Below are 26,317 nucleotides of genomic sequence, written 5' to 3' on the forward strand. Positions count from 1 at the left end.
CATAATATTCTGACATAATCATTCCAGCTCTACAAGTGTATCTTCCAACTATATTTAGGTACGAGTAAGGTTCAATTGTAAAAAATAAAAATATAAACAAAACTAATCGTCTTACGCTATAATCAGAATATCTATATTTTCAAACGGATGATAATAGAGAAAAACTAACATTAACTCTAGGAGAGAAGAAATGAAACAATATATTGGGGACGGAATGCTCCTTATTACTGCTATTGTTTGGGGAAGTGGTTTTGTTATTACAGCAATAGCGCTTGAATATTTAACCGCTTATCAAGTCATGGCTGGACGCTTTGTAATAGCGAGCATTATACTAGTACTTTTATTCGGCAAGAAAATTATAACTTTTACAAAGTCTGTAATTTGGAAAGGAGCAATATTAGGCTCCATCCTATATGTCGGTTTTGCCTTGCAAACGGTTGGACTGGAATATACGACACCATCTAAGAATGCCTTTTTAACTGCAGTAAATGTAGTTATTGTTCCAATTATTGCTTATATGATATATAAACGAAAAGTGGATCGCTATGAAATTTTTGGATCGATAATTGCAATTATAGGAATTGGCTTTCTATCCCTTCAAGGATCAATGACAATTAATTTAGGGGATGCACTTTCACTTGCTTGTGCGGTAGCTTTTGCATTTGATATCTTTTATACGAATCATTTTGTTAAAAAAGAAGATGCACTTTCGCTAACGATTATGCAATTCATTACCGCTTCTATTATTGGCATGGTTGTCCTCCTTATTCAAGGTGATGTCCCAACTACGTTTGAAAAAGAAGCCATATATTCAATTCTATACCTCGCAGTGTTTTCCACGACCATTGCATATGTTTGTCAAAATATAGCTTTTCGATATACTACCGCCACAAAGGGCGCTATCATCCTATCACTGGAATCATTTTTCGGTATGATTCTATCGGTAATCTTTTTACATGAAATCTTAACCGGTCGAATGGTAACAGGTGCAATACTAATTATGGCAGCTATTCTAATCGCAGAACTAAAACCAAATTTTCTAAGAAGGGATCCCTTAAGAAATACATAAAAAGAATCAGCGATAGTCTACTTCATCGAAATGTAGTAGACTATCGCTTTTTTTACAAATATGAAATTTAACATTACTTATTTCAATAACGTCCCCTATTGCCTTCAAAAGAAAAGGTTCGGAATTCCTCAATACATTTAAGCAATAGATTTTTATTATCGAATCCAATTTCTTTAATGTTTCCTGATAAATTTCTTAGTATCAACTGTTAAATGGTAAGAAGAGTATGGTTTTGTTCAAGTCTCATCCTAAAATGATTCATTATTCTTATTTGGTTCTCCGATAGCTTCTCTTTATCCCAGTACATATGCATTAAGCTATATTCAAATACTTCTTTTAAACGGATAAAAAGTGGAAGCTTATCGATCATTTCTGGGGTTAGAGAATTTTCTTCTTGATAACCATCAAGGATTGCTTTTGTAATAGTTTCCCCATATTCAACAATGTTACCTCCACCAACGAATGAATATTCTATGGCACTATATATGGGAACTGCTAAATCAAAGATATAAAAATGCCTTTCACAATCTTGGAAATCAATCATTGTCAAATTTACATTTTCATCAACTAAAATATTTTCTCTGCATAAATCACCGTGTAGTAATCCATAATTCGAATGATTCTTCGGCAAGTTTTTGATTGCTGACAATGTTTGCTCTGCTATATCTCTTATAGCAACTTCCTCTTCCGGTATATATTTTAGAAAGGCATATTCTTCATTATCATACCAATTGTTAATGTATTTCAGTGGATGTAATTCTTCAAATTTCTGAGAAAATTTGTGCAACCTACCTATTTGTCTCCCTAATTCTTTCAGTACACTGGAATTCCACCTATTTCTTGGCAGATGTATTCCTGGAGCTGATTGATATAAAACGGCCATAAACTCTTTGTTGTTCACTGTTATCGTTTCAACAACCTTTTCATTTATCGATGCTATTGGTGGTGATACACATAACCCCTCTTTAGATAAAAAGCTTGTATAATTAACTTCTTCTAATTGTTCATCATAGCTTTTGTAATTCGTCATTCTGAAGTAGTAATATCCATCTTTTGCAATGCACTGAAACATCTCATTTGTTACTGGTTCAATCTTAATAAAATGTAAAGGGTATAATTCATTAAGTGAAGCGAGTATTTGTTCTTCCATTATCATTCTTCTCCTCTTTCATCCTTCATCCCTAAACGTTTGCCGTTGATATAAACGGAGGAGACAAACAACTAGAGTAGCTTTGAATGTAAAGTCTCATCCTTATTGTAATAATACAGCTCACACAGTTCATCATCTTCGAATACTTGAAGCATTTTTTCAAAATCATTCGCAACTTTGTAATCGAATAGTTTTTCCCTGCTTGTCCAAAATACTTCACCCTCGCTTGAGGATTTTAAATTACCTTTAAATAGTTTTGTTTTATAAAGTAAAACAATATATCGTTCATTTTCAGCAGTTTGAAATTGTTTAATGCCACAGAGTTTTGGTGATTCGATGGTTAGCCCAGTTTCTTCATACACCTCTCGAATAACTGATTCGGAGAAAGATTCCTTATCATTTACATGTCCACCAGGAAATGTAATACCTGGCCAATTTGGGTTTAAACGATTTTGGACAAGTACATTACCCTTATCATCGTAGACCATGCACATATTTGTTATGATCACTTTTTCACTTCTGCTCATAAAAACCTTCCTTATTGTAAACTATTTAGTACTATTTCACCTTAACATAAGATTCTGATAGCTTAAATGAAAATATTTATGAAAAACGATAAAAAATCACACAGCAATTTCGCTGTGTGATCATCTTAATGTTCCCCTAAAACACCCTGTGCAATATTTACCGCATGGTCACCGATGCGTTCTAGATTGGAGATAATATCGACGAAAACAATTCCTGCAGATACACTACATATTCCTTCATTCATACGAATAATATGTTTTTTTCGATAGGTTCTTTCCATTTTGTCAATCTTATCTTCCTTCTGCATTACAGCAAGTGCTTCTTCTCTGTCCTCTTTATCTAAAGCACGAATAGCCTGTCTTACAGTTGACATTGTCAGGTCAAACATATTATTTAAATCTTCCTGTGCCTGATCAGTCATAACTACCTTATTCGAAATTTTATAATCAATTAGTTCAATAATATTTTCAAAATGATCACCGATTCTTTCAATATCACGTACCATGTCCATTAATATCGTGTGCTTTTCACTCTCGAATTCCGATAATGAGCCACCCGAAATATCAATTAAATAATCGGTTATACTACGATCCAAGCTATTCAGTGCACCTTCTATTTGCATAGCCATGTCTGAGTGCTTTGCTTGGTTTGTTGTTAAATAATTATTTGTTTCCTCCAGTCCTTGATGGGCGTATTCCCCCATACGAACAATCTCTGCTTTCGCCTGATCCAATGCAAGTGCCGATGATTGCTGAATAAAGATTGGATCTAAATGCTGTGGCTTATATTCAATCATCGTGTCTTGTCCAGGGATAATCTTCGTGACAATCCAAGCCAAACCGCCTATGAACGGAAACTGTATAATTGTATTAAACACATTAAAGCTTCCATGAGCAAATGCTATTGTCATTTTTTCATCGAGTGACAGTGCCCCTTGTAAAAATTCAATATAGTGTGTAAATGGTACAAGTAAGGTTAAGAAAATAGCAGTCCCTACGATATTAAAAATGACGTGTACACCAGCAGCTCTTCTTGCAGCTACAGATGCTCCTAATGCGGCTAAAACAGCTGTTATCGTTGTTCCAATATTATCACCGAACAGAACTGGTAATGCTGCATCTAAATCCATCGCACCTTCTGCATATAACCCTTGAAGAATACCGATGGTTGCACTAGAGCTCTGTACTATAAGTGTGAATAGTGTTCCGACTACAACTCCTAGTAGGGAATGCTCACTCATACTAAGTGTTAAATCCTGGAATGCTTCCAATGTTCGCAAAGGCTTCATCCCACTACTCATTAGTTCAAGTCCAAAGAATAGCGCTCCGAATCCAAATACAGTTTGACCAATAGCAGTAATCTTCTGATTATTAAAGAAGAAGATTAATAAAGCTCCAACAGCAATGATTGGTAGTGCATACTCTCCAATATCAATACCAATGATAAATGCAGTAATCGTTGTTCCGATATTTGCACCCATGATAACTCCGATTGCTTGTCTTAATGTCATAAAACCCGCATTTACAAGCCCGACCGTTAGAACAGTCGTTCCTGAACTACTTTGGATTAACATGGTAACAATCATTCCGGCTAAAACCCCAAGAAATGGGTTACTGGTAAATTTATCTAATATATCCCGTAATCGGTCTCCCGCAGATTTTTGCAGTCCATCCCCCATAAATTTTATTCCGAGGAGGAAAATACCTAATCCACCGATAAATTCAAAAATTAAATTTTGAATATCTATCCCCAATGACAGCCGCTCCTTTAATAAGTATCAAGTTATAATAAATAGGACATCCTCATTATTATTGTAAATACAAAGTTAATTGTAAAGTAATTATGAAAAATCTTTACATAAAATTTACATAAGAATATTCTGCAAATTTACACTTTATTTAACAAATGTAGACAAAAAAATAATTCTTAGACAAATTGTCTAAGAATTATTTTTTGGCTCCACCAATATTTTAGTACCATCAACCTGAGTAATTTTTACTTCAGTACCCTTTTCAATCCATTGGCCATTCGATACCGCACTATAATCTTTCATGCCAACGCGAATTGTCCCAACTGGTCGCATATCGTTTAAGGTAATTGCAGTTTGATTTAATAATTTTTTATATTCCTCATTCATTGAGTTGTATCCTGCTTCACTCGTTAACTGATCCTTCAGTGTAATTTTATTCCACATTTCACGACGCTTAAAAACCTTTAAGAATAGTAGCGATCCCCCAGCACCAAGTAAAACACCTAATACTGCATACAGTCCTGCAGCAAAATTTGGTGCAGGAAGTGCAACTGCTGCGAGCATACTTACTGTTCCAATTGTTGCTAGTGTACCATCATTCAATACTTTTCCATCAATAATAATTAAAAGGATTCCGACAAAATAAATGACAAGCATAAGAATAAGGGAGTTCGTTTCCAAATATACTGAAAAATAAACGGTAATAAAACCAATACCTAAAATGGCGAAGATACCCCGCATATTCACTAATACTTCCCCAACTAAAAATAATGTAGCTAATCCTGTTATGACTAAAGCAATCCAATCTTGAGAAAATATATCCATTCCCTTTCTCCCTTTCAACATGTTCTGTCTCTTTATACGATTAATCGTTCAAAATAGTTTCATTATTGGAGGAATAATACATGAAAAAATTAATTATTACCATTCTCATTATACTATTTATGGTCAGTATATATAAAGACATTTATTACGGGACGGATCTCTCCTCTAAAAATAAGCTTGTTCCAGCTCCAACAGAAAAATTAAATGTGGTGTCATTTGAGGCTGTAAAGGTGAAATTAGGACCTGGCGATACAGTACTTACTGTTGTCGAACGACTAAATCCGGAAAGTTCTGATTTAGATATCGAAAAAGTCCTGAATGATTTTTCCTCTCTAAATCCAAATAGTGATCCAGAGCGATTAAAAATAAACCATTTTTACTTCTTCCCTAAATATTAGCTTGAATCCAAAAAGAAAGAGACTGGCTATTAAGACCAGTCTCCCTATCTAAACAAAGGGTAATATGAACAGTGTTATCAAAATGGATATAGCACCTGCTGCAATAGCGATGTTACCTAGCGTGTTGGCATTTCGGTTTCTCGCAATAAACCCAACAATAATACCTGCTCCACCTAAAAGGATTGGTGCCCAGAAGAATGAAGCAATAGATAACGCTAAGGCAATCCATCCCATAGCAGAACTAGCTTGTTCCGTGTCATCATCGACTGCTACACTTCTGCGATAATCATCAGCAGTTAACTCAGCTGCTGTTTCCTCATCTCTTCTGGAATAATATCCATCCCTATACCTGTCTTCCCCTCGTAATGGAGCATTCTCTACATCTTTTGTACGATTTTTATCGTCCATGATTGACCTCCTTCTTTTTGGTGAGGTGCATCTATAGTTTGTGGAGAATGACGGATTATATAATGCTACTTTTTTCCATCTAAAAAGTTAGGGTAGTTTGCAGGTTATTCTTATAAACAAGTTGAGTTCTTTTATATAATTGCATAAAGTGGAGTGGAAGGAGTTGTTAGCATGTCATTTTTTATTAAACAAATTATTTTAACAAAAATGAGACAAATTACTTCAGAGGATATTTTGAAGTATGCAAAGGAATATGGATTTAACCTAAGCTCTGAACAAGCGAAGGAAATTTCCAAATATGTTCAGGGGAATCGAATTGATCCTTTTGATAAGAAAGAAAGAGATAAAATGCTAAATGATTTAAGTCGGATAACGGATCCACAAACAGCTAAAAAGGCTAATCAGCTATTTCACGAACTAATTAAATCGTATGGCGTTGAGGACCTATTTAATGAAAGAGGCTGAGACAAAAATATTTTATCCACAATTAATCGAATAATCTGCTTCGGTAATAAACTAGCTTCAAGAAATATTTGTCACTTTCACTTCTAGTAAAGGCGTAACCACTACTCAAAAAAGGATTACGTGCCTGACCCCCAAGCGGCTGGTAGGCCACAGACCGACAGAATGTCGGTCATGAAGGAAAGTCAAGGAGGTCATAGGAGGTATTGCCCCTAGCATTACGACCTCCTTTTGAACTTTTGAGGCTCACCGATACCTTTCCACCTGAAGGACGAGAAAAATATCGGAAGCCTTACCTCGAACCCAGTAAGAGTCTTTCCTCTTTCTAGAAGTAACACATGAATTTCTATGCTGAACAGCAAATCTATTCATTTTTTGAGTTAATTACTTTCATTATGTCTCAGCCTATATAAATCATTGATTTTCAATTAGTTCTTTTAAATTTGCATCAAAGTTACCATTTCGAAGCATGTCAATTTCAAATTTATATGGAGGCTTTTTATTTTTCTTATCTTCACCTACATAAGGAGTCTCCAGTATCTTTGGTAATTCTGCTAATTGCGGATGGTTGATGATATAATGTAATGCATCAAATCCGATATGTCCGAAGCCAATATTTTCATGTCTGTCCTTCTGTGCACCGCAAATGTTCTTACTATCATTTACGTGAACAACCTTAATCCGATCGACACCAATGATTTTATCAAATTCATTTAGCACACCATCAAAGTCATTTACAATGTCATATCCGGCATCATGAACATGACATGTATCGAAACAAACGGATAACTTATCATTATGTGTAACACCATCGATAATTTGAGCTATTTCTTCAAATTTCCTACCAACCTCTGAACCTTTTCCAGCCATGGTTTCCAGTGCAATTTGAACCTGTTGATTCTTTTCTAACACTTCATTCAGACCTTGAATAATTTTTTTAATACCGTCTTCTGCACCAGCACCAACATGGGCTCCTGGATGAAGTACAATTTGCTTTGCACCGATAGCTTCAGTTCGTTCAATTTCCATCTTTAAGAAATTCACACCTAACTCAAAGGTTTCAGATTTTACAGAGTTGCCGATATTGATAATATATGGCGCATGAACAACAATATCCACAATACCATTATCCGCCATATGTTTTAGTCCTGCATCAATATTCAGTTCTTCGATTGGTTTTCTTCTCGTATTTTGTGGCGCACCAGTATAAATCATAAATGTATTGGCACCATACGAAACTGCCTCTTTACTTGCCGCTAATAGCATTTCCTTCCCACTCATCGATACATGTGATCCTATTTTAAGCATTCCTTACACCTCTCCTATTACTTTTTTTTCTGTCTACTCTGTTTGGTTAACTTTCTCTTAATTGCTTCCTGCTGCTTTTTCATTTTTTTCTTATATCCTGGTTTGACTTGCTTTGGCTTTTTAACCTGTTTCCATGCTTCTTTTTCAATGGTTGTTGTTGTCTTTGGACGAAGGTTCCGTTCGTTCCATGCTTTTGCATCCTTCCATTCACCATTACCTACATCATAAAAAACAAATTGTAAGCCTTTTTGCTCCAATTTTTCTATGAGTTTAATGTCCTCTTCGCGATATAAGCTTACTGCAGTACCTTCCATACCAGCTCTTGCCGTTCTACCAACTCGGTGGATATAAAACTCTTCTTCCTTAGGAAGCTGTGCATTTATCACATGACTAACACCTTTGATATCAATTCCCCTCGATGCCAAATCAGTTGCAACAATATATTGATAACGTAAGTCCTGAATTTCCTTTAATGCCCGCTTTCTTTCTCTTGGGGTAAGACCACCATGAATCAGCCCAACATTTAATCCTTTCTCTAATAAATCAGCATGTAATGAATTTGCATTTTCTTTTCCATTGGTAAAGATAATAGCTAAATATGGATTAATGGTTTGTGATATCTCGTAGATAATCGATGCCTCATCTCTATGTTTAACTGCAATAAGCCGATGCTCCATCGATTCAGGAGAAAGCTCATTAGCAATCTTCACATGTAATGGATTTTCAAGATACTTCTTAAAGAAATGCTCTAAACGCTGGGGAATAGTTGCAGAAAATACCATTAACTGAATTTCTGGCTTACATCGAACAAGTAATTGATCTACATCATCAATAAAGCCGAGGTCTAACATTAAATCAGCCTCATCAATAACAAAGGCTTTTGATGAAAAAATGGACAATGCTTCATTTTTCACTAAATCTAGTATCCGTCCAGGTGTACCAACAATGAAATGTGGCGGTTCCTTTAATTTTTCCATCATTTTTTGTTTGTCTGTTCCACCAACTAATAGCTTTGCCTTCCATACCTGTTCTTTATTTGCAAGCTTTATGATTTTCTTTACTTCATTGTATAGCTGGGTAGCTAACTCACGAGTTGGTGCGGTAATAACATATTGAACCTCATGTAAATTTTCATCTAATTGGTTAAACAACGGGAGCAAGAATGCATGAGTCTTCCCTGAGCCTGTTTGTGATTGTCCAATTACACTTTTCCCCTTCAAAACAGAAGGGATAACTTTTTGTTGTATTTCCGTTGGTTTTTGAAATTCTAATTTCTTAATCACATCTAACATAAGCGGATGTAACATCATATTTCCAAATGAATTATTCATGAAATTTCTCCTTTAATACTTGCCGTAAGAACCTTTGTAGTCTTATTGATACTGAAATGGATCCGTATTAACTTCGGAAAGTCTAATCTCTATTTCTTGGGATATCGAACCCATTTCCCTAAGCTTTCTATCTAAATAGGTTTTGGTACCAGCCTTCATGACATGCTCGATGTAATGTCCTGCATCAATTACCGCTAGCCCCATTTCCAGAGCTTCTTGTGCCTGGTGAAAGGTCATATCACCTGTTATATATACATCGGCTTTCTTTTGCACAGCTGGATAGAGATATTTTTCCCCACTTCCACCGAGAACTGCAACTCTTTTAACCTTCTTGGTTAATTCACCTATAACTCGTACATGACTCATGTTATAGGCACCTTTCACCTTTTTAGCAAAATCTCGTAAAGTTAATGCTTCCGGTAAAGATCCAACTCTTCCTATTCCGTATTTTTTACCAGGATTTTGTAACGGATAAACATCATATGCTACTTCTTCATATGGATGAGCAGTAATCATAGAATTGATGACTTTTTGAAGGATTGATTCTGAAACAATGGTTTCAATCTTCGTTTCATTGACTCTCTCTAGTTGATTTTGCTGACCAATGAATGGGGTTGTCCCTTCAAGAGGCATGAAGGTTCCGGTGCCAATTGATTGAAAGGTACAATGACTATATTTCCCAATATGCCCTGCTCCTTCTTTACTAATTGCATCTACTACATTCTCTACATGGGTTTCGGGTGTAAAAACAGCAATTTTAAATAGTGATTCTTGATTTACATCGGTTAGGATCTCTTTATCCACTAACCCCAATAAATCAGACAACATATCATTAACACCACCCTCTGCAACATCCAAATTGGTGTGTGCTGCATAAACACTAATATCATGTTGAATGAGCTTTTTAATAATTCTTCCACGCCAGTGATCAATATTTAATAGCTTTAATGGTTTAAATAATAGAGGGTGGTGGGCAATGATTAAATCAACCCCGTTGGCAATAGCTTCGTCCACAACTGGCTCTAACACATCCAATGTAATCATTATTTTCTTCACTGGCTTGTTATAAGAACCGACCTGTAATCCAATGTTGTCCCAGTCATAGGCATAGTTTTTAGGTGCCCAGCTCTCAATAAGCTTAAAAATATCCTTATTGGTGATTGTTTTTTGCATCCTCTAGCACCTCCTCTATCCATTCCAATTGTATCTTAAATTTGGCCATTTTAGTATGATCCTTTGTTTTTGCTTGGCCCATTTGTTTAAGCACTCGAGATAATTTGTCCTTCTCAATCTGCCACTTTTTATAAAATAGAGGTAATCTTTCCTTTAATAATATAGGTCCAAAAAAGATTTCTCTATCTGTTAACGGTTTTAAATTAGTTGATTTCTTACCAACTATGATTTCGTAAATATGTCCATTCTCTTCTAGTATGACTTCATCTTGTATCTGATAATCGTTTTCCATATACCATTTACGTACATTTTTTTCATCCACATTAGGTTGAGCGATTATAAGTTCAACCCTACCCAGTTTATCCTGACCTTGTTCTAAAATTGTTCGAATAAGGGAACCACCCATACCAGCAATGACAACTTGCTCGACTTCATTTTCCTTTAATACTTGAAGACCATCTCCAAGACGTACATCAACGACATGAGTCAAATTGTACTTAGAAACCGTTTCCCTGGCACTAGATAATGGACCTACCCTTACATCTCCTGCTATTGCCCGTGCTGTTTCATCATTCATACATACATAGCACGGTAAATATGCATGATCTGAGCCTATATCAGCAAAATTAGCTCCTATTGGCAAGAAAGAAGCTACCGTTATTAAACGCTCTGACAGTTTAACATCTTCCGTCATAACTAACCTCCGCAATTAAGTAAAACTTCAATCAATAGGGTTATGGTTTCCCCACTGAAGAAAGAACAATGGCTAAATTCGTGACGTCCTGATACATGCCTTTTTGACCTACAGCCTATAGGCCAGAAAAAATCGGACGATTACAGACAGCTTACCATTACTTTACGTATCGACTATTTAATAGCAAGGATAAAATCCCCGTTAAACAATGCGATTCAATAAAAGAAAAGCTTTCTGATTGTGGACAGAAAGCTTACTTTTTAGCTATTTATTTTTTCTCACTTAAATACTTCGCAATAATGGAAATCTCATCATCAGATAGTTTTCCCTTTTGTGCAGGCATACCACCATCAGTTCCATTGGTGATTATATCTTGAATTTCATCTAAGGATAACTCTGCCCCAATTTTATTAAGTGCTGGACCTGCCGCACCAGAGAGATCCTGTCCATGACAAGCCAAGCAGCTTGCAGCATTAAGGATTTCTTCTGGATCTTCCATAGGTGCTCCATCGGTTTGTTCTTGTTCTTCACCACCTGACGCAATCTGATCCCTTTGGCCAATACCTACTGCTGAGATAATAATTACAGCTAGTATCCCAATAATAGCAATTATTGCGTATGGGATTACTGGGTTTCGTTTCATCAGTATTTCCTCCTTATGTATCCCCGGAATACTTAGTATTCCTCATAGCTATATCTATTCTATATTAAAATCTTAATAGTTAAAAGAAAAAAGATGTGAAAAGTTTACGAACAAAGTGATAACCATAGCCAAAATGCCAGTATATATCAAATATTTGTTACGCAATTTTTGACCTAAGAAAAACCACCCAACAAAATTAAGTATCGTAATTGCAATAATCATATATTGATTAAACTTTAATAAGTTAGCAATTAAGACAGTCGCAATAAATAGTTGAACTAAGAGTAAAATTAGTGCGATATGAATTAATTGACTTTTCTTCTTATAATTATGGCTATATACCCAAATTGCATACCCAATAGAAAGAAGTAAAATACTCAGTTGCAAAATAAAATTATATTGAGTAAAATAAACTACAAGAAATGAAAACGGTACCATCATAACAAGTAAAATTATCTGGAGATACAGTAAAAGCATTCCTTTTGATTTCTTTTCAAGCAGTGTAGATTCTTCCTCCCCTTGTGTATATAGGGCAAGTAAAAAATCACATTGTACTTCCGGAAGTAATTTATGTTCCTTCCAGTATTTAATTTCTTTCACGATGGTAGCTATCCGTTCATCTGCCATTATTATCACCCCACTGCAGATAAAAAGATAAAAGAAGGAAAGTCATTGCCCTCCTCTCTCGGCCAATGACCAACCAATTATTAATCTAAAAAGTCTTTTAACCGTTTACTACGACTAGGGTGTCTTAGCTTTCGAAGTGCTTTCGCCTCAATTTGACGGATTCTCTCACGAGTAACGCCAAATACTTTACCTACTTCTTCCAATGTTCTTGTACGCCCGTCATCTAGACCGAAGCGTAGTCGAAGCACATTTTCTTCTCGATCGGTTAAGGTATCTAGAACGTCTTCTAGCTGTTCTTTTAATAACTCATATGCTGCATGATCGGAGGGAGAAATAGCTTCCTGGTCTTCAATGAAGTCACCTAAATGGGAATCATCTTCTTCACCAATAGGAGTTTCCAACGAGACTGGCTCCTGTGCAATCTTTAATATTTCGCGAACCTTATCTGGTGTTAAATCCATTTCTTCACCAATTTCTTCTGGTGTTGGTTCCCGACCTAAATCCTGAAGCAATTGTCTTTGCACGCGAATAAGTTTATTAATGGTTTCAACCATATGAACAGGAATACGGATTGTTCTTGCCTGATCTGCAATCGCTCTTGTAATCGCTTGACGAATCCACCAGGTTGCATACGTACTAAATTTAAAACCTTTACGATAGTCAAACTTTTCAACCGCTTTAATTAGTCCCATGTTTCCTTCTTGGATAAGATCAAGGAATAGCATTCCCCTACCAACATAGCGCTTGGCAATACTAACTACTAAGCGAAGGTTTGCTTCTGCAAGTCTCTTTTTAGCCTCTTCGTCACCTTGCTCAATGCGCGTAGCTAGTTCAATCTCTTCAGAAGCAGATAACAAATCTACCCGACCAATTTCCTTTAAGTACATCCTTACAGGGTCATTAATCTTAATGCCTAAAGGTACACTTAAGTCATTAACATCAAATTCCTCTTCACTTTCAATTTCCTTCATTTTAGGGTCATCATCTGATTCACCTATCACATCTATACCTTGATCACCTAAATGTTCATAAAATTCATCCATTTGATCCGGTTCAATTTCAAAATTAGATAAGCGATCTGCAATCTCTTCGTAAGCAAGAACACCTCGTTTTTTTCCAATTTCAATCAGCTGTTCTTTAGCTTTTTCTAATGTTAACTCTGGCTCATTTTCTTTTGTTTGTGAAGGTTTGTTGTCAGCCATGAGTCCCCCTCCTTCCTAACTACTTCAATCAATTTAAGTGTTTAACTTGTCTTTGTAACTCTATAATTTTTAGAGCAATTTGAGCTGCCTTTATTGGGTCTTTCTGTTGTTCGGCTAATCTCTGCTCGGCTTTAAGCTGTTTTAAATTTACCCCAGTACTACTTTCATTTTGAATAATTCGGATGTAGTCACTGACTGCTTTATCACTGATATCTGATTGGGCATCATCTAGCGCCAATTCAATAACTAATTTTCTAATTTTCTCGTCAACTAAACGCTCAATAAATATGCTAACATCCTCGTTGTTACCTTCTTCATAAAAAGCATATAAATAGGTTGCGATAATCTTATGCTCGTCAATATTAAAGGAGGCACCTATTTCTTCTTGTACCCTTTCTGCAATAGACTGGTTTTGAAGCATATAGGATAATAGCTTTCTCTCCGCATTATGGAATGCTGGAAGTAATTTACTTGACTTTTGTACATTATTAGTATATCTGTCTTTTTCCCGCTTATCCTTTTGGATACCCGTTTTTTGCCGATACTGGTTTATTTCATGCTGTAATGATTCAACTGTAATATTATATTCATTACTTAGTTCCTTAATATAAAATTCTCGCTCAACCGGGCTTTCAATTTTGGCTAATTCCTGTAAGATTTCAGTTACATATTGAATTCGGTCGCCTTCAAGACTTAAATTAAAGTCCTTCTTCTTATATTGCATATAGAAGCTCATAAAGGTTTGACTAGCCTCAAGAACTTCTCGTTTAAATGCATCCCCACCATATTCCTTAATAAAGCTATCTGGATCTAGTCCATCCTTGATACTAGCAATTTTCACTAGGCAACCGACTTGTTCCAGTAGCTGTGCCGCTCGATAAGTTGCTTCGATTCCAGCTTTATCACCGTCATAACAAATGATGACAGTATCTACATAGCGCTTAAGCAATTTTGCCTGTATTTCTGTTAATGCTGTTCCCATTGTTGCTACAGCATTTTGAACTCCTGATTGATAGGCAGAGATGACATCAAAATATCCTTCAAATAATACAACTTCATTCGATTTTCGAATATGTTTCTTCGCTAGGTCAAAGTTGTAAAGGATTTTCCCCTTTTGGAATAGCTCTGTTTCTGGGCTATTTAAGTATTTTGGTTCACCGCCTTGAAGTGCCCTAGCCCCAAATGCGATTGTTTTTCCTAAGTGGTTGCGAATTGGGAAGATAACCCTTCCCCTAAATCGGTCAGATATTGATCCATCTTCACTACTTCTACTTAAAAGGCCAAATTTTACAAGCATCTGCTGATGAAAGCCTTTTTTCTCTAAAAAGGTTGCAGTAAAATTCTTTGTATTCGGAGCAAAGCCAAGCTGAAACGTATCAATCGTTTCATCAGTAATACCCCTCTCTTGGAGATATTGATAGCCAGCTTTACCATCCTTTGTAAATCGGATCAAATGATGAAATAGTTTTGTTAACCACTCATGTGCAGAAAGTATTTGTTGGTTTTCACTTGAAATCGGAGATTCTCTACTCGTCGCATCAACTGGCAAATCGATATTAGCTCTTTCTGCTAAATACTTAATAGCTTCAAAAAAGGAGAAGTTCTCCATCTCCATCAGAAATGTTACTACATTTCCACCTTTTCCACATCCAAAGCAATGAAAAATCTGTTTTTCCTGTGTTACGGAAAAAGAGGCCGTCTTTTCCCCGTGGAACGGGCATAGTCCAAAATAATTTCTACCTTGTTTCTTTAACTGTACGTATTCGCCAATAACATCAACGATATCATTTGATGTGCGAACCTGTTCAATTAATTCCTCCGGTATTTGATTTGCCATATTTACCACCATGCTTATAAAGTAATAAAGATTACTGTATTACTATAATTTCGATAAGCTATGCATAAAATCCTTCAAATTTCGACAAGTTTTTTATATTGGTCGAAAAAAATTCCTTCTATGCATGTAAAACATTATTAGAAGGATAAGAAGTAATCATAAATTAAGTCTTGTATAATCAAAAATCCTTATACCTTATAACTAGACTATTTATGTATAAATTAAACATATAAAATTAGTCTATTAATACTATTCTACAAAAAATTTCAGATTCCTTCTTAAAAATGAATGTTTTATTTTTCTGAATATCTATACTTCACACATACTGTACTATTCTATACAATATCATCTATTTTTACACAAAAAATTATTATAATACATTTTATAAAAAAATACTATACCTTTATGATTTTTTTTTGCGATTTCTTTCTTTGGTGTAGCCAAAAGCTTATTCTAACGAAGAAACCCACAAAGATAGGAGCATTCTCCTCTGAACTTCTGCAACCTGTTAAGTAGATAGTGGCGCGTTCAACGAGTCATGCTCCTAACGTATTTTTATTCATTTATTAATCGTAATATTTGGTTCGCTGTTTCCTCTACTGCCTTATTAGAAACATCAATTACTCTGCAGCCGATTCTTTCCATTACTTTATGAAAGTAATCCAACTCTTCTTGAATTCTTTCTATATTAGCATAGGAAGCTTGATCCCCAAGACCTAATGCTTTTAGTCGCTCTTTCCGAATATCGTTTAACTTTTCAGGCTCGATTTTTAGACCGATACATTTCTTCGGGTCTACTAAAAATAATTCTTCAGGTGGCTCTACTTCAGGGACAATCGGAATGTTCGCAACCTTATAGCGTTTATGTGCCAAAAACTGTGATAGTGGCGTTTTTGACGTTCTTGATACGCCAATAAGTATAATATCTGCTCTACCAATCCCTCTTGGATCACGACCATCATCATACTTAACAGCAAACTCAATTGCTTCTACTTTCTTAAAATAATCCTCATCTAATTTATGGACCAAGCCCGGCTCCATTCTTGGCTTCTTTCCAAAAGCCCTTTCCATCGCTTGTAACATCGGCCCCATAATATCGATTGCTTCGATATGTAAACTAGTTGCTTTTTTTTGTAAATAATCTCGAAAACTTGGATCAACTAGTGTAAAGCCAATAATACCATTTTCTTCTTTTGCTAGATTTAAGGTTTCATCAATTGTCTTGATGTCTTCCACGTATGGTATACGTAGAATTTCATAATCATTACTGAATTGACTTAATCCCGCTTTAATGACCAATTCGGCTGTTTCGCCAACTGAATCCGATAAAATAAAAACTGATTTTTTACGATTCACAGGCATCCATCCCCCTAAGGTTAGATATGATTATCTGAAATTAGTTCTACAAAAACTTTGGTAATGGTGGTTTTTGTAACCCTACCAACTACTTCTAAGCCTTGTGCAGTATCTTTAACAACTGGAAGACCATCTATTTGTTTCGAAATTAACTTGTTGGCAACATCAATAAGAAGGTCTTCCTTTCTGCATACTGTAATATTCGGCATTCTTGTCATAATAATATGAACGGGAACAGTGTTTAAATCCTGTTTTCCAATTGCTGCCCGTAGCAAATCCTTACGTGACACTACTCCTGTTAAGCATGAGTTTTTATCTACAATAAAGAGTGTGCCAACATCCTCTAAGAACATCGTAGAAATAGCATCATACACGGATGCACTTTCATTTACTACAATTGGCACGGATTGATATTCGTATACTTTGAACTTTTTAATCTTCTCTGTTAACAATTCAGAGCCTGTTTTTCCGGTGTAAAAATAGCCTACACGTGGTCTAGCATCCAAAAAACCCGCCATTGTAAGGATAGCAAGATCTGGTCTTAATGTTGCCCTTGTCAGGTTTAATTTATCTGCAATATGCTCACCTGTAATAGGTCCATTATTTTTTACAATTTCTATTATTTTTTCTTGTCGATTGGATAACTCCACGATTTCACCACCCAACAATTTAGAAAAGCATCGGGCACCTACTAGTCGAATAGAAAGATGAGTAATTCTTGAGTAGGATTTACCCTATTCGAGACTCTATCATTATTCACTACCGCCCAAAACTAGACATCTATTAAAAATAGACATACTATTAACCAAAATTATAGCCTATTTACACAGGAAATGGAAATTAGTATAGCAACATTTCAAAAGATTGTTGAAAATAACTGATAACCTTATAGCCATTAATGACCCATCAATTCTTTCAATTGAATTAAAAATGCTGCTTCCACTCAATAGCATTCAAATCTGCAAAGCTGTTTAGTACCAGAGCTATTCGGTTTAGTAATGCTAAGCGATTATTCTTTAATTTTTCATCATCTGCCATGACCATATTATGATCAAAGAATTCATGAATAGGATCTGTTAATGTTTCTAATTCATGAAATGCACCTTCAAGATCCCCTTTTTCAATAAGCATCCTATAATTAGATGCAACTTTTTCATAAACAGCAAATAATTCCTTTTCAGAATCCGTTTCAAAATACTGAGGCTGAACCTCTACCTCCTCCGTTTTTTCAGCTAAGTTTAGAACTCTTCCTAGTGCTTCTTGAACAGGTTTGAAGGATTCCTCATTACGTTTTGCAGATAAAATACTTGCCTTTTTCAAAATAGTTGCAATAACACCTATTTCACCGCTAGTTACAGCCTGTATGATATCTTGCTCTATACCGCTTTCCTTAAGAACAAAAGCAACTCGCTGCTGGATAAAGCCACGTAAATCATCAACTACAGTCTCTTTGTTAAAGTGTTCAAGATTTAAATTTCTATATAGTTCAATCGCAATTCCAAATAAATCAGCAACGGAAATATCCCATTTTCTTTCCGTTAATATTCGTAGAACACCTATTGCTTGTCTCCGTAGTCCATATGGATCTTGAGAACCAGTAGGTCGTAAACCAACTCCAATACAGCCTACAATCGTATCTAGCTTATCAGCTACACTTACGATGGAACCTACCAACGTTCCAGGAATCTCTCCATTAGCACTAGTTGGCATATAATGTTCTCTAATCGCAACAGCAACTGCTTCATCCTCGCCAAAAATTCTTGCATATTTTTCGCCCATAACACCCTGTAATTCAGTAAATTCATTAACCATATTCGTCATTAAATCGAATTTGCTCAATTCAGCAGCTCGAGCCACCAATACCGTAGTATTGGAATCAGTTGCTAATTTTTCCGCAATTTCTTTCGATAAACGAACCACTCGGTTTACTTTATCACGTATCGTACCTAGTTTTTCTTGGAAAACCACATTCGATAATTTATTAATATAAAATTCAATTGAATTCTTTTGATCCTCTTCAAAGAAGAATTGCGCATCTGATAGCCTTGCCCGTAATACTTTCTCATTTCCTTTTCTTACGGTTTCAATCGCATGGGCATCACCATTTCTAACTGCTACAAAGTAAGGAAGTAGCTTCCCATCTCCTGATTTTACTGGAAAATATCGTTGATGCTCCTTCATCGATGTAATCAGCACTTCTTCAGGAAGGGTTAAGAACTCCTCTTCGTATGCCCCTAAGAAAGCGGTTGGATATTCCACTAAATTACGGACCTCATCCAATAATTCTGGATCGATTGGAACTTGATAGCCATTCTTTTCCTCAATTAATTTAATACCATCAATAATCATCTTTTCGCGTTCCTGATGGTCGACAATCACGTAACTTTTCCGTAATTGTACTTTATAATCTAACGGATTTTCAATTGTCAGTTCGCTTCCCAAAAAACGATGTCCATAAGAAATATTTCCAGTTGTTACTCCTGCAATCTCAAAAGGAATAACTTGATTACCATAAAGTGCTACGATCCAGCGAATAGGTCTTGCATAGCGTAATGTCTGCTCTCCCCAACGCATATTTTTTGCAAATTGAATCGATGTAATAATTTCGTCAAATCCAGGTAGAAGTGATTCTGTAGGCTTACCCTCGATTACTTTATTGACAAAGATATACGTAACTCCTTTGATTTCCTTTGTATATATGTCATCAACTGTTTTTCCTTGACCTTTTGTAAAACCAATAGCAGCCTTTGTCCAATTGCCATTCTCGTCTTGAGCAATTTTAATCGCCGGACCTTTTGCTTCCTCTTCAATCGTTGCTTGATTTTCAGCAATATCGTGGATTAAAACGGTTAGTCTTCTCGGTGAAGAGAATGTTTCAATCGAAGCATAATTAATACGGAGTTCTTCTAACCAATTTTTTGTTTTCTCTGCCAATTGAAGTTCTGCACCATCAATAAATCGTGCCGGTAACTCTTCTAATCCTATTTCAAAAAGTACATTCTTAGCCATTATTTAGCCTCCTTTTTTAGCATTGGAAAGCCTAGTTTTTCTCTTTCAGCCACATAGGATTTAGCAATACTTCTTGCTAAATTACGGATTCTTGCAATATAGCCTGTTCTTTCTGTTACAGAAATTACTCCCCTTGCATCTAAAAGATTAAAGGTGTGTGAACATTTCAAGACATAATCATATGCCGGGAAAATTAATCCTTTATCCATCGTTTTTTTAGCCTCGGTTTCATACTTGGCAAATAATTCAAATAACATTTCCACATTAGATTCTTCAAATGTATACTTGGAATGCTCATATTCTGGTTGTTTAAAAATATCATGCACCGTAAATCCATCTGTCCACTCTAATTCAAAAACATTTTCTTTGTCTTGAATATAAGAGGCTAGTCGTTCAATCCCATATGTTAATTCGACAGCTACTGGATTTGCTTCAAGTCCTCCGATTTGTTGGAAGTAGGTGAATTGCGTTATCTCCATACCATCTAACCATACTTCCCAGCCTAGTCCTGCAGCTCCTAATGTAGGGTTTTCCCAGTTATCCTCAACAAAACGGATATCATGCTCTAAAGGATTAATTCCCAAGGCCTTAAGAGACTCTAAGTAAAGCTCTTGAATATTATCAGGAGAGGGCTTAATGACAACCTGGAACTGATGATGTTGATATAGCCTGTTTGGATTCTCTCCGTATCTACCATCTGCAGGTCTTCTAGATGGCTCTACATAAGCGACTCGCCACGGTTCTGGACCAAGACTTCTTAGTAATGTCATAGGGGACATTGTTCCTGCACCCTTTTCGACATCGTAAGCTTGCATTAAAATACAGTTTTGTTCAGACCAATACTTTTGTAAGGTTAAAATCATGTTTTGTATATTCATACTTTATTTCCCTCCATTTTATTTTTACTTTAATTGAGAACTATGCACTCTTTTATCCATGAATAAGACGATATTTGGAAAGATGTTACCTTGAGAACATGATCTCTAACTCGATAAGTAAGTGTCCACTTATCCAAATAACTAAATAATCATAAGACCTTTTTATTGGTGGAAATTTTTCAGAAAGTTTAAAAACCCGTCCCTATGTCTACAAATCAATTCATAGACATAGGGACGGGTTACATTTCCGCGGTTCCACCCTATTTGCTCTATTACAAAAATAAAGCCACTTGTATGTTGGTGATGCTCCAGAGTGCCTTCCCTACTGCTCTATTATCCAGCTTTCACCCCCCTGGACTCGCTCTAAATAGATAATCAGTACGTACTCTTCTCTTTCGTCACATCGCATATGAAATATATATCATATTACTTTAATAAGGCCTATATTGTCAATATTTATGCTAAGCTATTGTAGCTTATCCAACTGATTCAGGAATTTTCTAGATTTCAAAAAATATCCGCCGTAACGGTCATAATACGTGTCCAATATTTTTCGGATTAAGTCACGATTTTCTTTTTTAACTGAAATTGTTCCAACACGCTCGAGTCCATATGTAGAAAAAATATAGAGAAGCTTTACAACAGGTTGTGGCAATGGAACAGCATCTGAATCTACAGCTGTGCAGTTCGGGCATAAAATCCCACCTTCCACAAACGAAAAAGAGAATGGACCATTCTTACTACCACAATTCGTACATCGATCAACTATAGGAGCAAATCCACCTGCACGATATAGCTTTATTTCATACATCATTATGGGAATCTCAACATCAGCTTCTTCACTAATCCACTCAAAGGTTTGCATTAATTGGTCAAAAATCTCCCCGTTTGGTGTCTTGTCATCTAGAAGCTTGTCAGTCATTTCCATCAAATAAGCCGCATAGGCAGTCTTCACAATATCTTCCCTTATTGCACGAAAAGAGTTTATAATCTCTCCTTGTTGGATATTGCTTAAATCTTTACTGACATAGACAAAAAATTGACCATAAATGAACGGCTGCGTAACAGCAGCCATTCTACTCTTTGGTTTTTTTGCTCCCTTAGCAATTGCCGAGAATTTACCAAGTCTTTTACTAAATATCGTAACTATTTTATGTGTTTCACCATATTCTCTCGTTTTTATAATTAATCCATCAATTTTTTCTAGCATACAGATTCCCCTTCTTTATTGCATGCTATAAGTTAGTGTCCACCGGTAAATTATCCAGATTTGCAGCAGAGCTTCCCTCGTCTGGTAGCTCATTATAATCATTTTCTAACTCTTTCATAAGTAAATAGGTCTCAATATTTCCTGTTTGACTAAATAATTTCCATACAAAGTCGATCACAAGAAAACACACCTTTCTTTGTACTTCTCTTTTGAAGTATCTTTTTGAAGTTAGAACAAAGTTTACTTGCATGTATTTCTGGACATCTTTCAATGATCCAGTATGTTTAGCCTTTCCATACAGTCATGAATCATTAGTTATAATTTTTTCCAACTTTAATATTCGTCATCACGGAACCCATATTCATATAGCTGGCTTTGTTTATTTCGCCAGTCCTTCTGAACCTTAACCCAAAGCTCTAAATAAACCTTTGATCCCAGTAGTGCTTCAATATCCTTTCGGGCGTTTTTACCAACATTTTTTAGCATACTACCTTGTTTACCTATCAATATTCCTTTTTGCGATTTTCGTTCCGTCACAATGACAGCCTGAATGAAAATAGCGTTGGATTCTCTTTTTTCAATATTTTCAATAACTACCGCTATGGAATGCGGAATCTCTTCTCTTGTAAGATGCAATACTTTTTCCCGAATTAGTTCACTAATAATAAATCTTTCCGGATGGTCAGTTACTTGGTCAGCCGGATAGAATTGTGGTCCTTCTGGCAGATACCCTTTTAAAACGTCCAAAAGTCGATTTATATTATTCCCCTCAAGGGCAGATATTGGAATAATTTCTTCAAAATCATACTTTTCACGATATAGCTCTATTAACGGTAGTAGTTTATCTGGATGTACAAGGTCTATCTTATTGACTACTAAGAAGACTGGACTGTTAACACGTTGAAGTCGGTCAATAATAAATTGATCACCTCTACCATAACCTTCTTCTGCATTGATCATGAAGAGCACTGCGTCAACTTCATTTAAAGTATTCTCAGCTATTTTTACCATAAAATCACCAAGACGGTGTTTAGGCTTATGTATTCCCGGCGTATCAATAAATACGAATTGTGCATCAGATTGAGTTAAGACACCTTGTATTTTGTTTCTTGTTGTTTGTGGCTTGTCACTCATTATAGCAATTTTTTGTCCAATGACTTTGTTCATAAAGGTTGATTTACCAACATTTGGTCTTCCAATTATAGCGATGAAACCTGATTTGTAATTTGTTTCCATGTAGTTCCTCCAAGAAGTATAGCTTTTTTAATATAGAATCGTTCTTTGTTTGGTCTATTATACTATAAAATCTTTCAGGTTTCATGCTATCGACAAAACCTTTGAAAAGATTTAATGCTTCGATAAAAAATGAGTATGCTTAAAATTTTTATTCGACAATTATAAAGCACTCTATTATATGCAAAAAAACATAAAAAAACACCGCTTTTGCGGTGATTAAAATAATTTCGGCAAAAATAATAATAAACCTACAACAAATGCAGTTACAGCCGCGATAAATACTCCAGCAGCTGCCAAATCTTTAATTTTTTTTGCTGCTGGATGTATCTCTGGCCTGAGATAGTTAATAATTTCCTCTATTGCTGTGTTCAAAATTTCTGCGGTCATTACTAATCCAATGACAGTTATCGCTATCATCCATTCTATGAGACCAAATCCTAATAAGAATCCAGCAATAATAACTAGAATGGCTGAAATAATATGGAATCGAAAATTACGTTCTGATTTAAAAACTTCCTTTAAACCGCTAAATGCATAAGTAAATCCAATGGATTTCTTTTTATCTGCCAAGATTGTACTCCCCTAAAATCTCTTCTTGCTTACCAAACATGATTTTCTCATCCTCTTTTGTCATGTGGTCATACCCTAGCAAATGTAAAAATCCATGAACTGCTAAAAAGCCTAGTTCTCTTTCAAATGAATGATTATAATCCTTTGCTTGTTCCTCTGCTCGTTCTACAGATATGATAATATCTCCTAAGACTACTGGAAGATCTTCACCGATAATCGCCATTTCCCCTTCCACGGATTCTTCAAGGGCAAATGAGATAACATCTGTTGGTTTATCTAAATTTCGATAGTCTCGATTAATTTCCTGAATTTCTTCATTCGTAACAAAAGTAACAGAGACCTCAGCATCATCTGATATATTTTCTTTCTTTGCTGCTAGCTTTAATATGCCTTGAACTAGTTCAAGATGATTTTCTGTAACAGTACTCGTATTATCTTGAAAATCTATTTGCACTTAATTTGCCTCCTTTGTTGGATACTGAATTCTTGAGTGAAAGATTCCTTTTAATGTTTCACAAATCGTTTGATGGATAATTTTAATTTCTTTAAATGTAAGTGGACAATCATCCAGCTGACCATCCATTAATCGATCATTAACTATACTAGAAACTATTTCTTCTATTTTCTCTTCCGTTGGTTCCTTCAACGAACGGACAGCCGCTTCGACCGAGTCACAAATTGAAATTATCGCAGTTTCCTTCGTTTGTGGTTTTGGACCTGGATAACGAAAATTTTCCTCACGGGCATCCTTATTATTTTCTTTCTCTTTAAAATAAAAATACTTGAGTAATGTCGTACCATGATGCTGCATGGCAACATCAATGATTTCCTTTGGCATGCGATTTTTCTTTAATAGTTCAGCACCATCATAGGGATGCCTAATAATGATTTCTGCACTTTGTATCGGTGAGATGACATCGTGTGGGTTTTTAATAGACAATTGGTTTTCAATAAAATAATGGGGTCTTACTGTCTTTCCAATGTCGTGATAATACGCTGCCACACGCGCTAACAACCCATTTGCACCAATTGCATCGCAGGCTGTTTCACTCAGATTGGCGACCATGATGGAATGATGATACGTTCCTGGTGCTTCCGTAAGAATTTTCTTTAGTAATGGTTGATTCGGACTCGAGAGCTGCAGTAATTTTATATCGGATAATATACCAAGCCCAGTCTCAAAGAATGGTAGTAGGCCGATCGTTAAAACTGCTGATAAAAATGCAGAAGCAATACCAAAGCCACCCAAGATAATTACATCACCCAATGAATATTTTTCAAAGGACAAGAATACAAATAGTAATATAGCAATAATATTAACAATAGTCATGCCTATTCCAGAACGAACTATAGCGAGACGATCCTTTACATTCATTAAGAAGATGTTCGCACCAAATTGAGAGAATAAGAAATAAATGACTGCTTCGATATTTAAAGAACCTGGTATTTGACCATTAAAGATAATTCCACCTAATAATGCATATAATATGGACAAGACAATCGCCAAACGATCCGTAATTAATTGTTTTACTAATAGGACACCAGTCGCTATTGGAACAATAAAGAAAAGCTGGTTAGCCTGCGTCGTAAAAATACTGATAACCTTCATGATAGAAACAACAAAAAAACTTATTAAAATAATGGAAGCAATCTTGCCTTTATCCAGTCTTTTTTGATTATCGATCCGATTCATTTCAAAACCAATAATCGAGCAAATTAGTAGTATAAATAATCCTAGTCCTATTACCGGAAATACATTTCGGTCCTCATTTAATAAGCCGACAAGCTGAAGTTTCTCATACACTTCATTTGTAATCGCTTCTCCTTCTCTAACGATTACTTCTCCAGCATTAATCATGACTGGTTCAACATTACTGACCGCTTGATTGCGCGCCTCTGCAGTTTTCTCTTGATCATAAAACGAGTTTTCAACAATAGCAAATTCGCTTAATTCTGTCAGTGCATCAATCATATTATTATCTAGTGGTGAATACTTGATATTTTCTTTTACATTTTCAATGGCACTAGTTTTATTTTTTGTGCGAACGCCAATATGGTATTCATCCTGTAAGTACGAGATAAAAATATCCATTCCTCGTTTACGTTCGACTGCAGGAACATCGATTAAACGCAAGAATACACTGTCATCAACCTTTTCAGTGATAGAATTAGATAATAGTTCCTTTAGTCGTAAAACCTTTTCCTGGTTAGATAATTTTACTGGTCCATCAGAAGACTTCGCTAGCTCTTTCGTCTCAGTTTCCAGTTTGTTAATTGCGGTAAAAATCTCTTCTACATATCCAATTTGTTCTTTCGCAACATCCTCTGAAATATCAAATCGATCTTCTACGGATTCAGATGCTTCTCTTGTCTTTCTTAAAGTTTCTTGTTTATTCTCTATCGTAATTGGAGACCGTATTGTCTCTCGTGCATTTGTTAGTGGCTCAATATCATATGTTTCAGTATGGACATTATTAAAGGTTAGAAAAAAGAAATATACAGCTAAACCTAGCACAGGTATGAATATTCGTATCCACTTTGTTCGAACATTAAGTAAAGAATCAAATAAGTTTTTAAACATTTTCATTTTTCACCCCTCTACCATGTTGTTCTGATTGTAAAAATAAAGAAATAAGACCCTCCCCTTGGGTCT

At 35.6% G+C, this 26,317-nt stretch carries 26 protein-coding genes; 3 read left to right on the plus strand and 23 right to left on the minus strand.

Annotated features, from left to right (window positions below; translation table 11 throughout):
• The first annotated feature begins 190 nt into the window (after positions 1-190).
• The gene (locus KI338_RS10920) at positions 191-1,069 is read left to right on the plus strand and encodes a DMT family transporter (protein ID WP_212921039.1); all 879 of its coding nucleotides are present in this window, start codon (positions 191-193) and stop codon (positions 1,067-1,069) included.
• 208 nt (positions 1,070-1,277) lie between these two features.
• Here KI338_RS10920 and KI338_RS10925 read toward each other — a convergent pair whose 3' ends face one another.
• The 4 genes from KI338_RS10925 to KI338_RS10940 all read right to left on the minus strand — a co-directional run bounded on the left by KI338_RS10925 (position 1,278) and on the right by KI338_RS10940 (position 5,322).
• Complete coding sequence (locus tag KI338_RS10925; protein ID WP_212921040.1) at positions 1,278-2,225, minus strand: phosphotransferase enzyme family protein; 948 nt, start codon at positions 2,223-2,225, stop codon at positions 1,278-1,280.
• Between the two features lie 65 nt (positions 2,226-2,290).
• On the minus strand, positions 2,291-2,746 hold the full coding sequence (locus KI338_RS10930) for an 8-oxo-dGTP diphosphatase (protein ID WP_212921041.1): 456 nt from the start codon (positions 2,744-2,746) through the stop codon (positions 2,291-2,293).
• A gap of 125 nt (positions 2,747-2,871) precedes the next feature.
• Complete coding sequence (locus KI338_RS10935) at positions 2,872-4,500, minus strand: Na/Pi cotransporter family protein (protein ID WP_212921042.1); 1,629 nt, start codon at positions 4,498-4,500, stop codon at positions 2,872-2,874.
• 186 nt (positions 4,501-4,686) lie between these two features.
• Positions 4,687-5,322 (minus strand): NfeD family protein, encoded by a 636-nt coding sequence (locus KI338_RS10940; RefSeq protein ID WP_212921043.1) that lies wholly within the window; start codon positions 5,320-5,322, stop codon positions 4,687-4,689.
• Between the two features lie 80 nt (positions 5,323-5,402).
• Between KI338_RS10940 and yqfZ the strand changes: the two genes are divergently transcribed.
• On the plus strand, positions 5,403-5,720 hold the full coding sequence (gene yqfZ, locus KI338_RS10945; RefSeq protein ID WP_212921044.1) for a protein YqfZ: 318 nt from the start codon (positions 5,403-5,405) through the stop codon (positions 5,718-5,720).
• Between the two features lie 48 nt (positions 5,721-5,768).
• On the opposite strand, the gene KI338_RS10950 is transcribed toward yqfZ, so the two are convergent.
• Positions 5,769-6,128 carry a hypothetical protein gene (locus KI338_RS10950; protein ID WP_212921045.1) on the minus strand — a complete coding sequence of 120 codons (360 nt, stop codon included), beginning with the start codon at positions 6,126-6,128 and terminating at the stop codon, positions 5,769-5,771.
• 171 nt (positions 6,129-6,299) lie between these two features.
• Here KI338_RS10950 and KI338_RS10955 point away from each other — a divergent pair, with 171 nt between their 5' ends.
• Complete coding sequence (locus KI338_RS10955) at positions 6,300-6,593, plus strand: DUF2624 domain-containing protein (RefSeq protein ID WP_212921046.1); 294 nt, start codon at positions 6,300-6,302, stop codon at positions 6,591-6,593.
• Between the two features lie 411 nt (positions 6,594-7,004).
• Here the strand turns inward: KI338_RS10955 and KI338_RS10960 are convergent, their stop codons facing one another.
• The 18 genes from KI338_RS10960 to KI338_RS11045 all read right to left on the minus strand — a co-directional run bounded on the left by KI338_RS10960 (position 7,005) and on the right by KI338_RS11045 (position 26,251).
• Positions 7,005-7,898 (minus strand): deoxyribonuclease IV, encoded by an 894-nt coding sequence (locus tag KI338_RS10960; protein WP_212921047.1) that lies wholly within the window; start codon positions 7,896-7,898, stop codon positions 7,005-7,007.
• Between the two features lie 17 nt (positions 7,899-7,915).
• Entirely contained in the window at positions 7,916-9,229 is a 1,314-nt protein-coding gene (locus KI338_RS10965; RefSeq protein WP_212921048.1) for a DEAD/DEAH box helicase, read from the minus strand.
• Positions 9,230-9,271: 42 nt separating this feature from the next.
• Positions 9,272-10,402 (minus strand): Nif3-like dinuclear metal center hexameric protein, encoded by a 1,131-nt coding sequence (locus KI338_RS10970; protein ID WP_212921049.1) that lies wholly within the window; start codon positions 10,400-10,402, stop codon positions 9,272-9,274.
• Complete coding sequence (locus KI338_RS10975; protein WP_212921050.1) at positions 10,380-11,096, minus strand: tRNA (adenine(22)-N(1))-methyltransferase; 717 nt, start codon at positions 11,094-11,096, stop codon at positions 10,380-10,382. Before KI338_RS10975 ends, KI338_RS10970 begins: the two co-directional genes overlap by 23 nt.
• Before the next feature lie 268 nt (positions 11,097-11,364).
• Positions 11,365-11,739 (minus strand): cytochrome c550, encoded by a 375-nt coding sequence (gene cccA / locus KI338_RS10980; RefSeq protein ID WP_212921051.1) that lies wholly within the window; start codon positions 11,737-11,739, stop codon positions 11,365-11,367.
• A gap of 72 nt (positions 11,740-11,811) precedes the next feature.
• Positions 11,812-12,366, minus strand: coding sequence for a hypothetical protein (locus KI338_RS10985; protein ID WP_212921052.1), 555 nt, complete (start codon positions 12,364-12,366; stop codon positions 11,812-11,814).
• Between the two features lie 80 nt (positions 12,367-12,446).
• On the minus strand, positions 12,447-13,568 hold the full coding sequence (gene rpoD / locus KI338_RS10990; protein WP_212921053.1) for an RNA polymerase sigma factor RpoD: 1,122 nt from the start codon (positions 13,566-13,568) through the stop codon (positions 12,447-12,449).
• 28 nt (positions 13,569-13,596) lie between these two features.
• A complete protein-coding gene (gene dnaG / locus KI338_RS10995; RefSeq protein WP_212921054.1) occupies positions 13,597-15,405 on the minus strand; it encodes a DNA primase in 1,809 nt (602 codons plus the stop codon).
• Between the two features lie 555 nt (positions 15,406-15,960).
• Positions 15,961-16,761 carry a pyruvate, water dikinase regulatory protein gene (locus KI338_RS11000; RefSeq protein WP_244853557.1) on the minus strand — a complete coding sequence of 267 codons (801 nt, stop codon included), beginning with the start codon at positions 16,759-16,761 and terminating at the stop codon, positions 15,961-15,963.
• A gap of 20 nt (positions 16,762-16,781) precedes the next feature.
• Entirely contained in the window at positions 16,782-17,411 is a 630-nt protein-coding gene (gene ccpN / locus KI338_RS11005) for a transcriptional regulator CcpN (RefSeq protein WP_212921056.1), read from the minus strand.
• Positions 17,412-17,685: 274 nt separating this feature from the next.
• The gene (gene glyS, locus KI338_RS11010; protein ID WP_212921057.1) at positions 17,686-19,770 is read right to left on the minus strand and encodes a glycine--tRNA ligase subunit beta; all 2,085 of its coding nucleotides are present in this window, start codon (positions 19,768-19,770) and stop codon (positions 17,686-17,688) included.
• Entirely contained in the window at positions 19,770-20,648 is an 879-nt protein-coding gene (gene glyQ, locus KI338_RS11015) for a glycine--tRNA ligase subunit alpha (RefSeq protein WP_212921058.1), read from the minus strand. The genes glyS and glyQ overlap by 1 nt, the downstream gene beginning before the upstream one ends.
• A 466-nt stretch (positions 20,649-21,114) precedes the next feature.
• On the minus strand, positions 21,115-21,858 hold the full coding sequence (gene recO / locus KI338_RS11020) for a DNA repair protein RecO (protein ID WP_212921059.1): 744 nt from the start codon (positions 21,856-21,858) through the stop codon (positions 21,115-21,117).
• Positions 21,859-21,883: 25 nt separating this feature from the next.
• Complete coding sequence (locus KI338_RS11025; RefSeq protein ID WP_212921060.1) at positions 21,884-22,036, minus strand: YqzL family protein; 153 nt, start codon at positions 22,034-22,036, stop codon at positions 21,884-21,886.
• Positions 22,037-22,191: 155 nt separating this feature from the next.
• Positions 22,192-23,094: a GTPase Era gene (gene era, locus KI338_RS11030; RefSeq protein WP_212921061.1), complete on the minus strand. Its 903-nt coding sequence runs from the start codon at positions 23,092-23,094 to the stop codon at positions 22,192-22,194.
• A gap of 216 nt (positions 23,095-23,310) precedes the next feature.
• Positions 23,311-23,664 (minus strand): diacylglycerol kinase family protein, encoded by a 354-nt coding sequence (locus tag KI338_RS11035; RefSeq protein ID WP_212921062.1) that lies wholly within the window; start codon positions 23,662-23,664, stop codon positions 23,311-23,313.
• On the minus strand, positions 23,654-24,118 hold the full coding sequence (ybeY, locus tag KI338_RS11040) for an rRNA maturation RNase YbeY (protein WP_212921063.1): 465 nt from the start codon (positions 24,116-24,118) through the stop codon (positions 23,654-23,656). Before ybeY ends, KI338_RS11035 begins: the two co-directional genes overlap by 11 nt.
• On the minus strand, positions 24,119-26,251 hold the full coding sequence (locus KI338_RS11045) for an HD family phosphohydrolase (RefSeq protein WP_212921064.1): 2,133 nt from the start codon (positions 26,249-26,251) through the stop codon (positions 24,119-24,121).
• Positions 26,252-26,317: the final 66 nt, after the last annotated feature.

This window comes from Ornithinibacillus bavariensis (assembly GCF_018333235.1).
Classification (GTDB): Bacteria; Bacillota; Bacilli; order Bacillales; family Amphibacillaceae; genus Ornithinibacillus; species Ornithinibacillus bavariensis.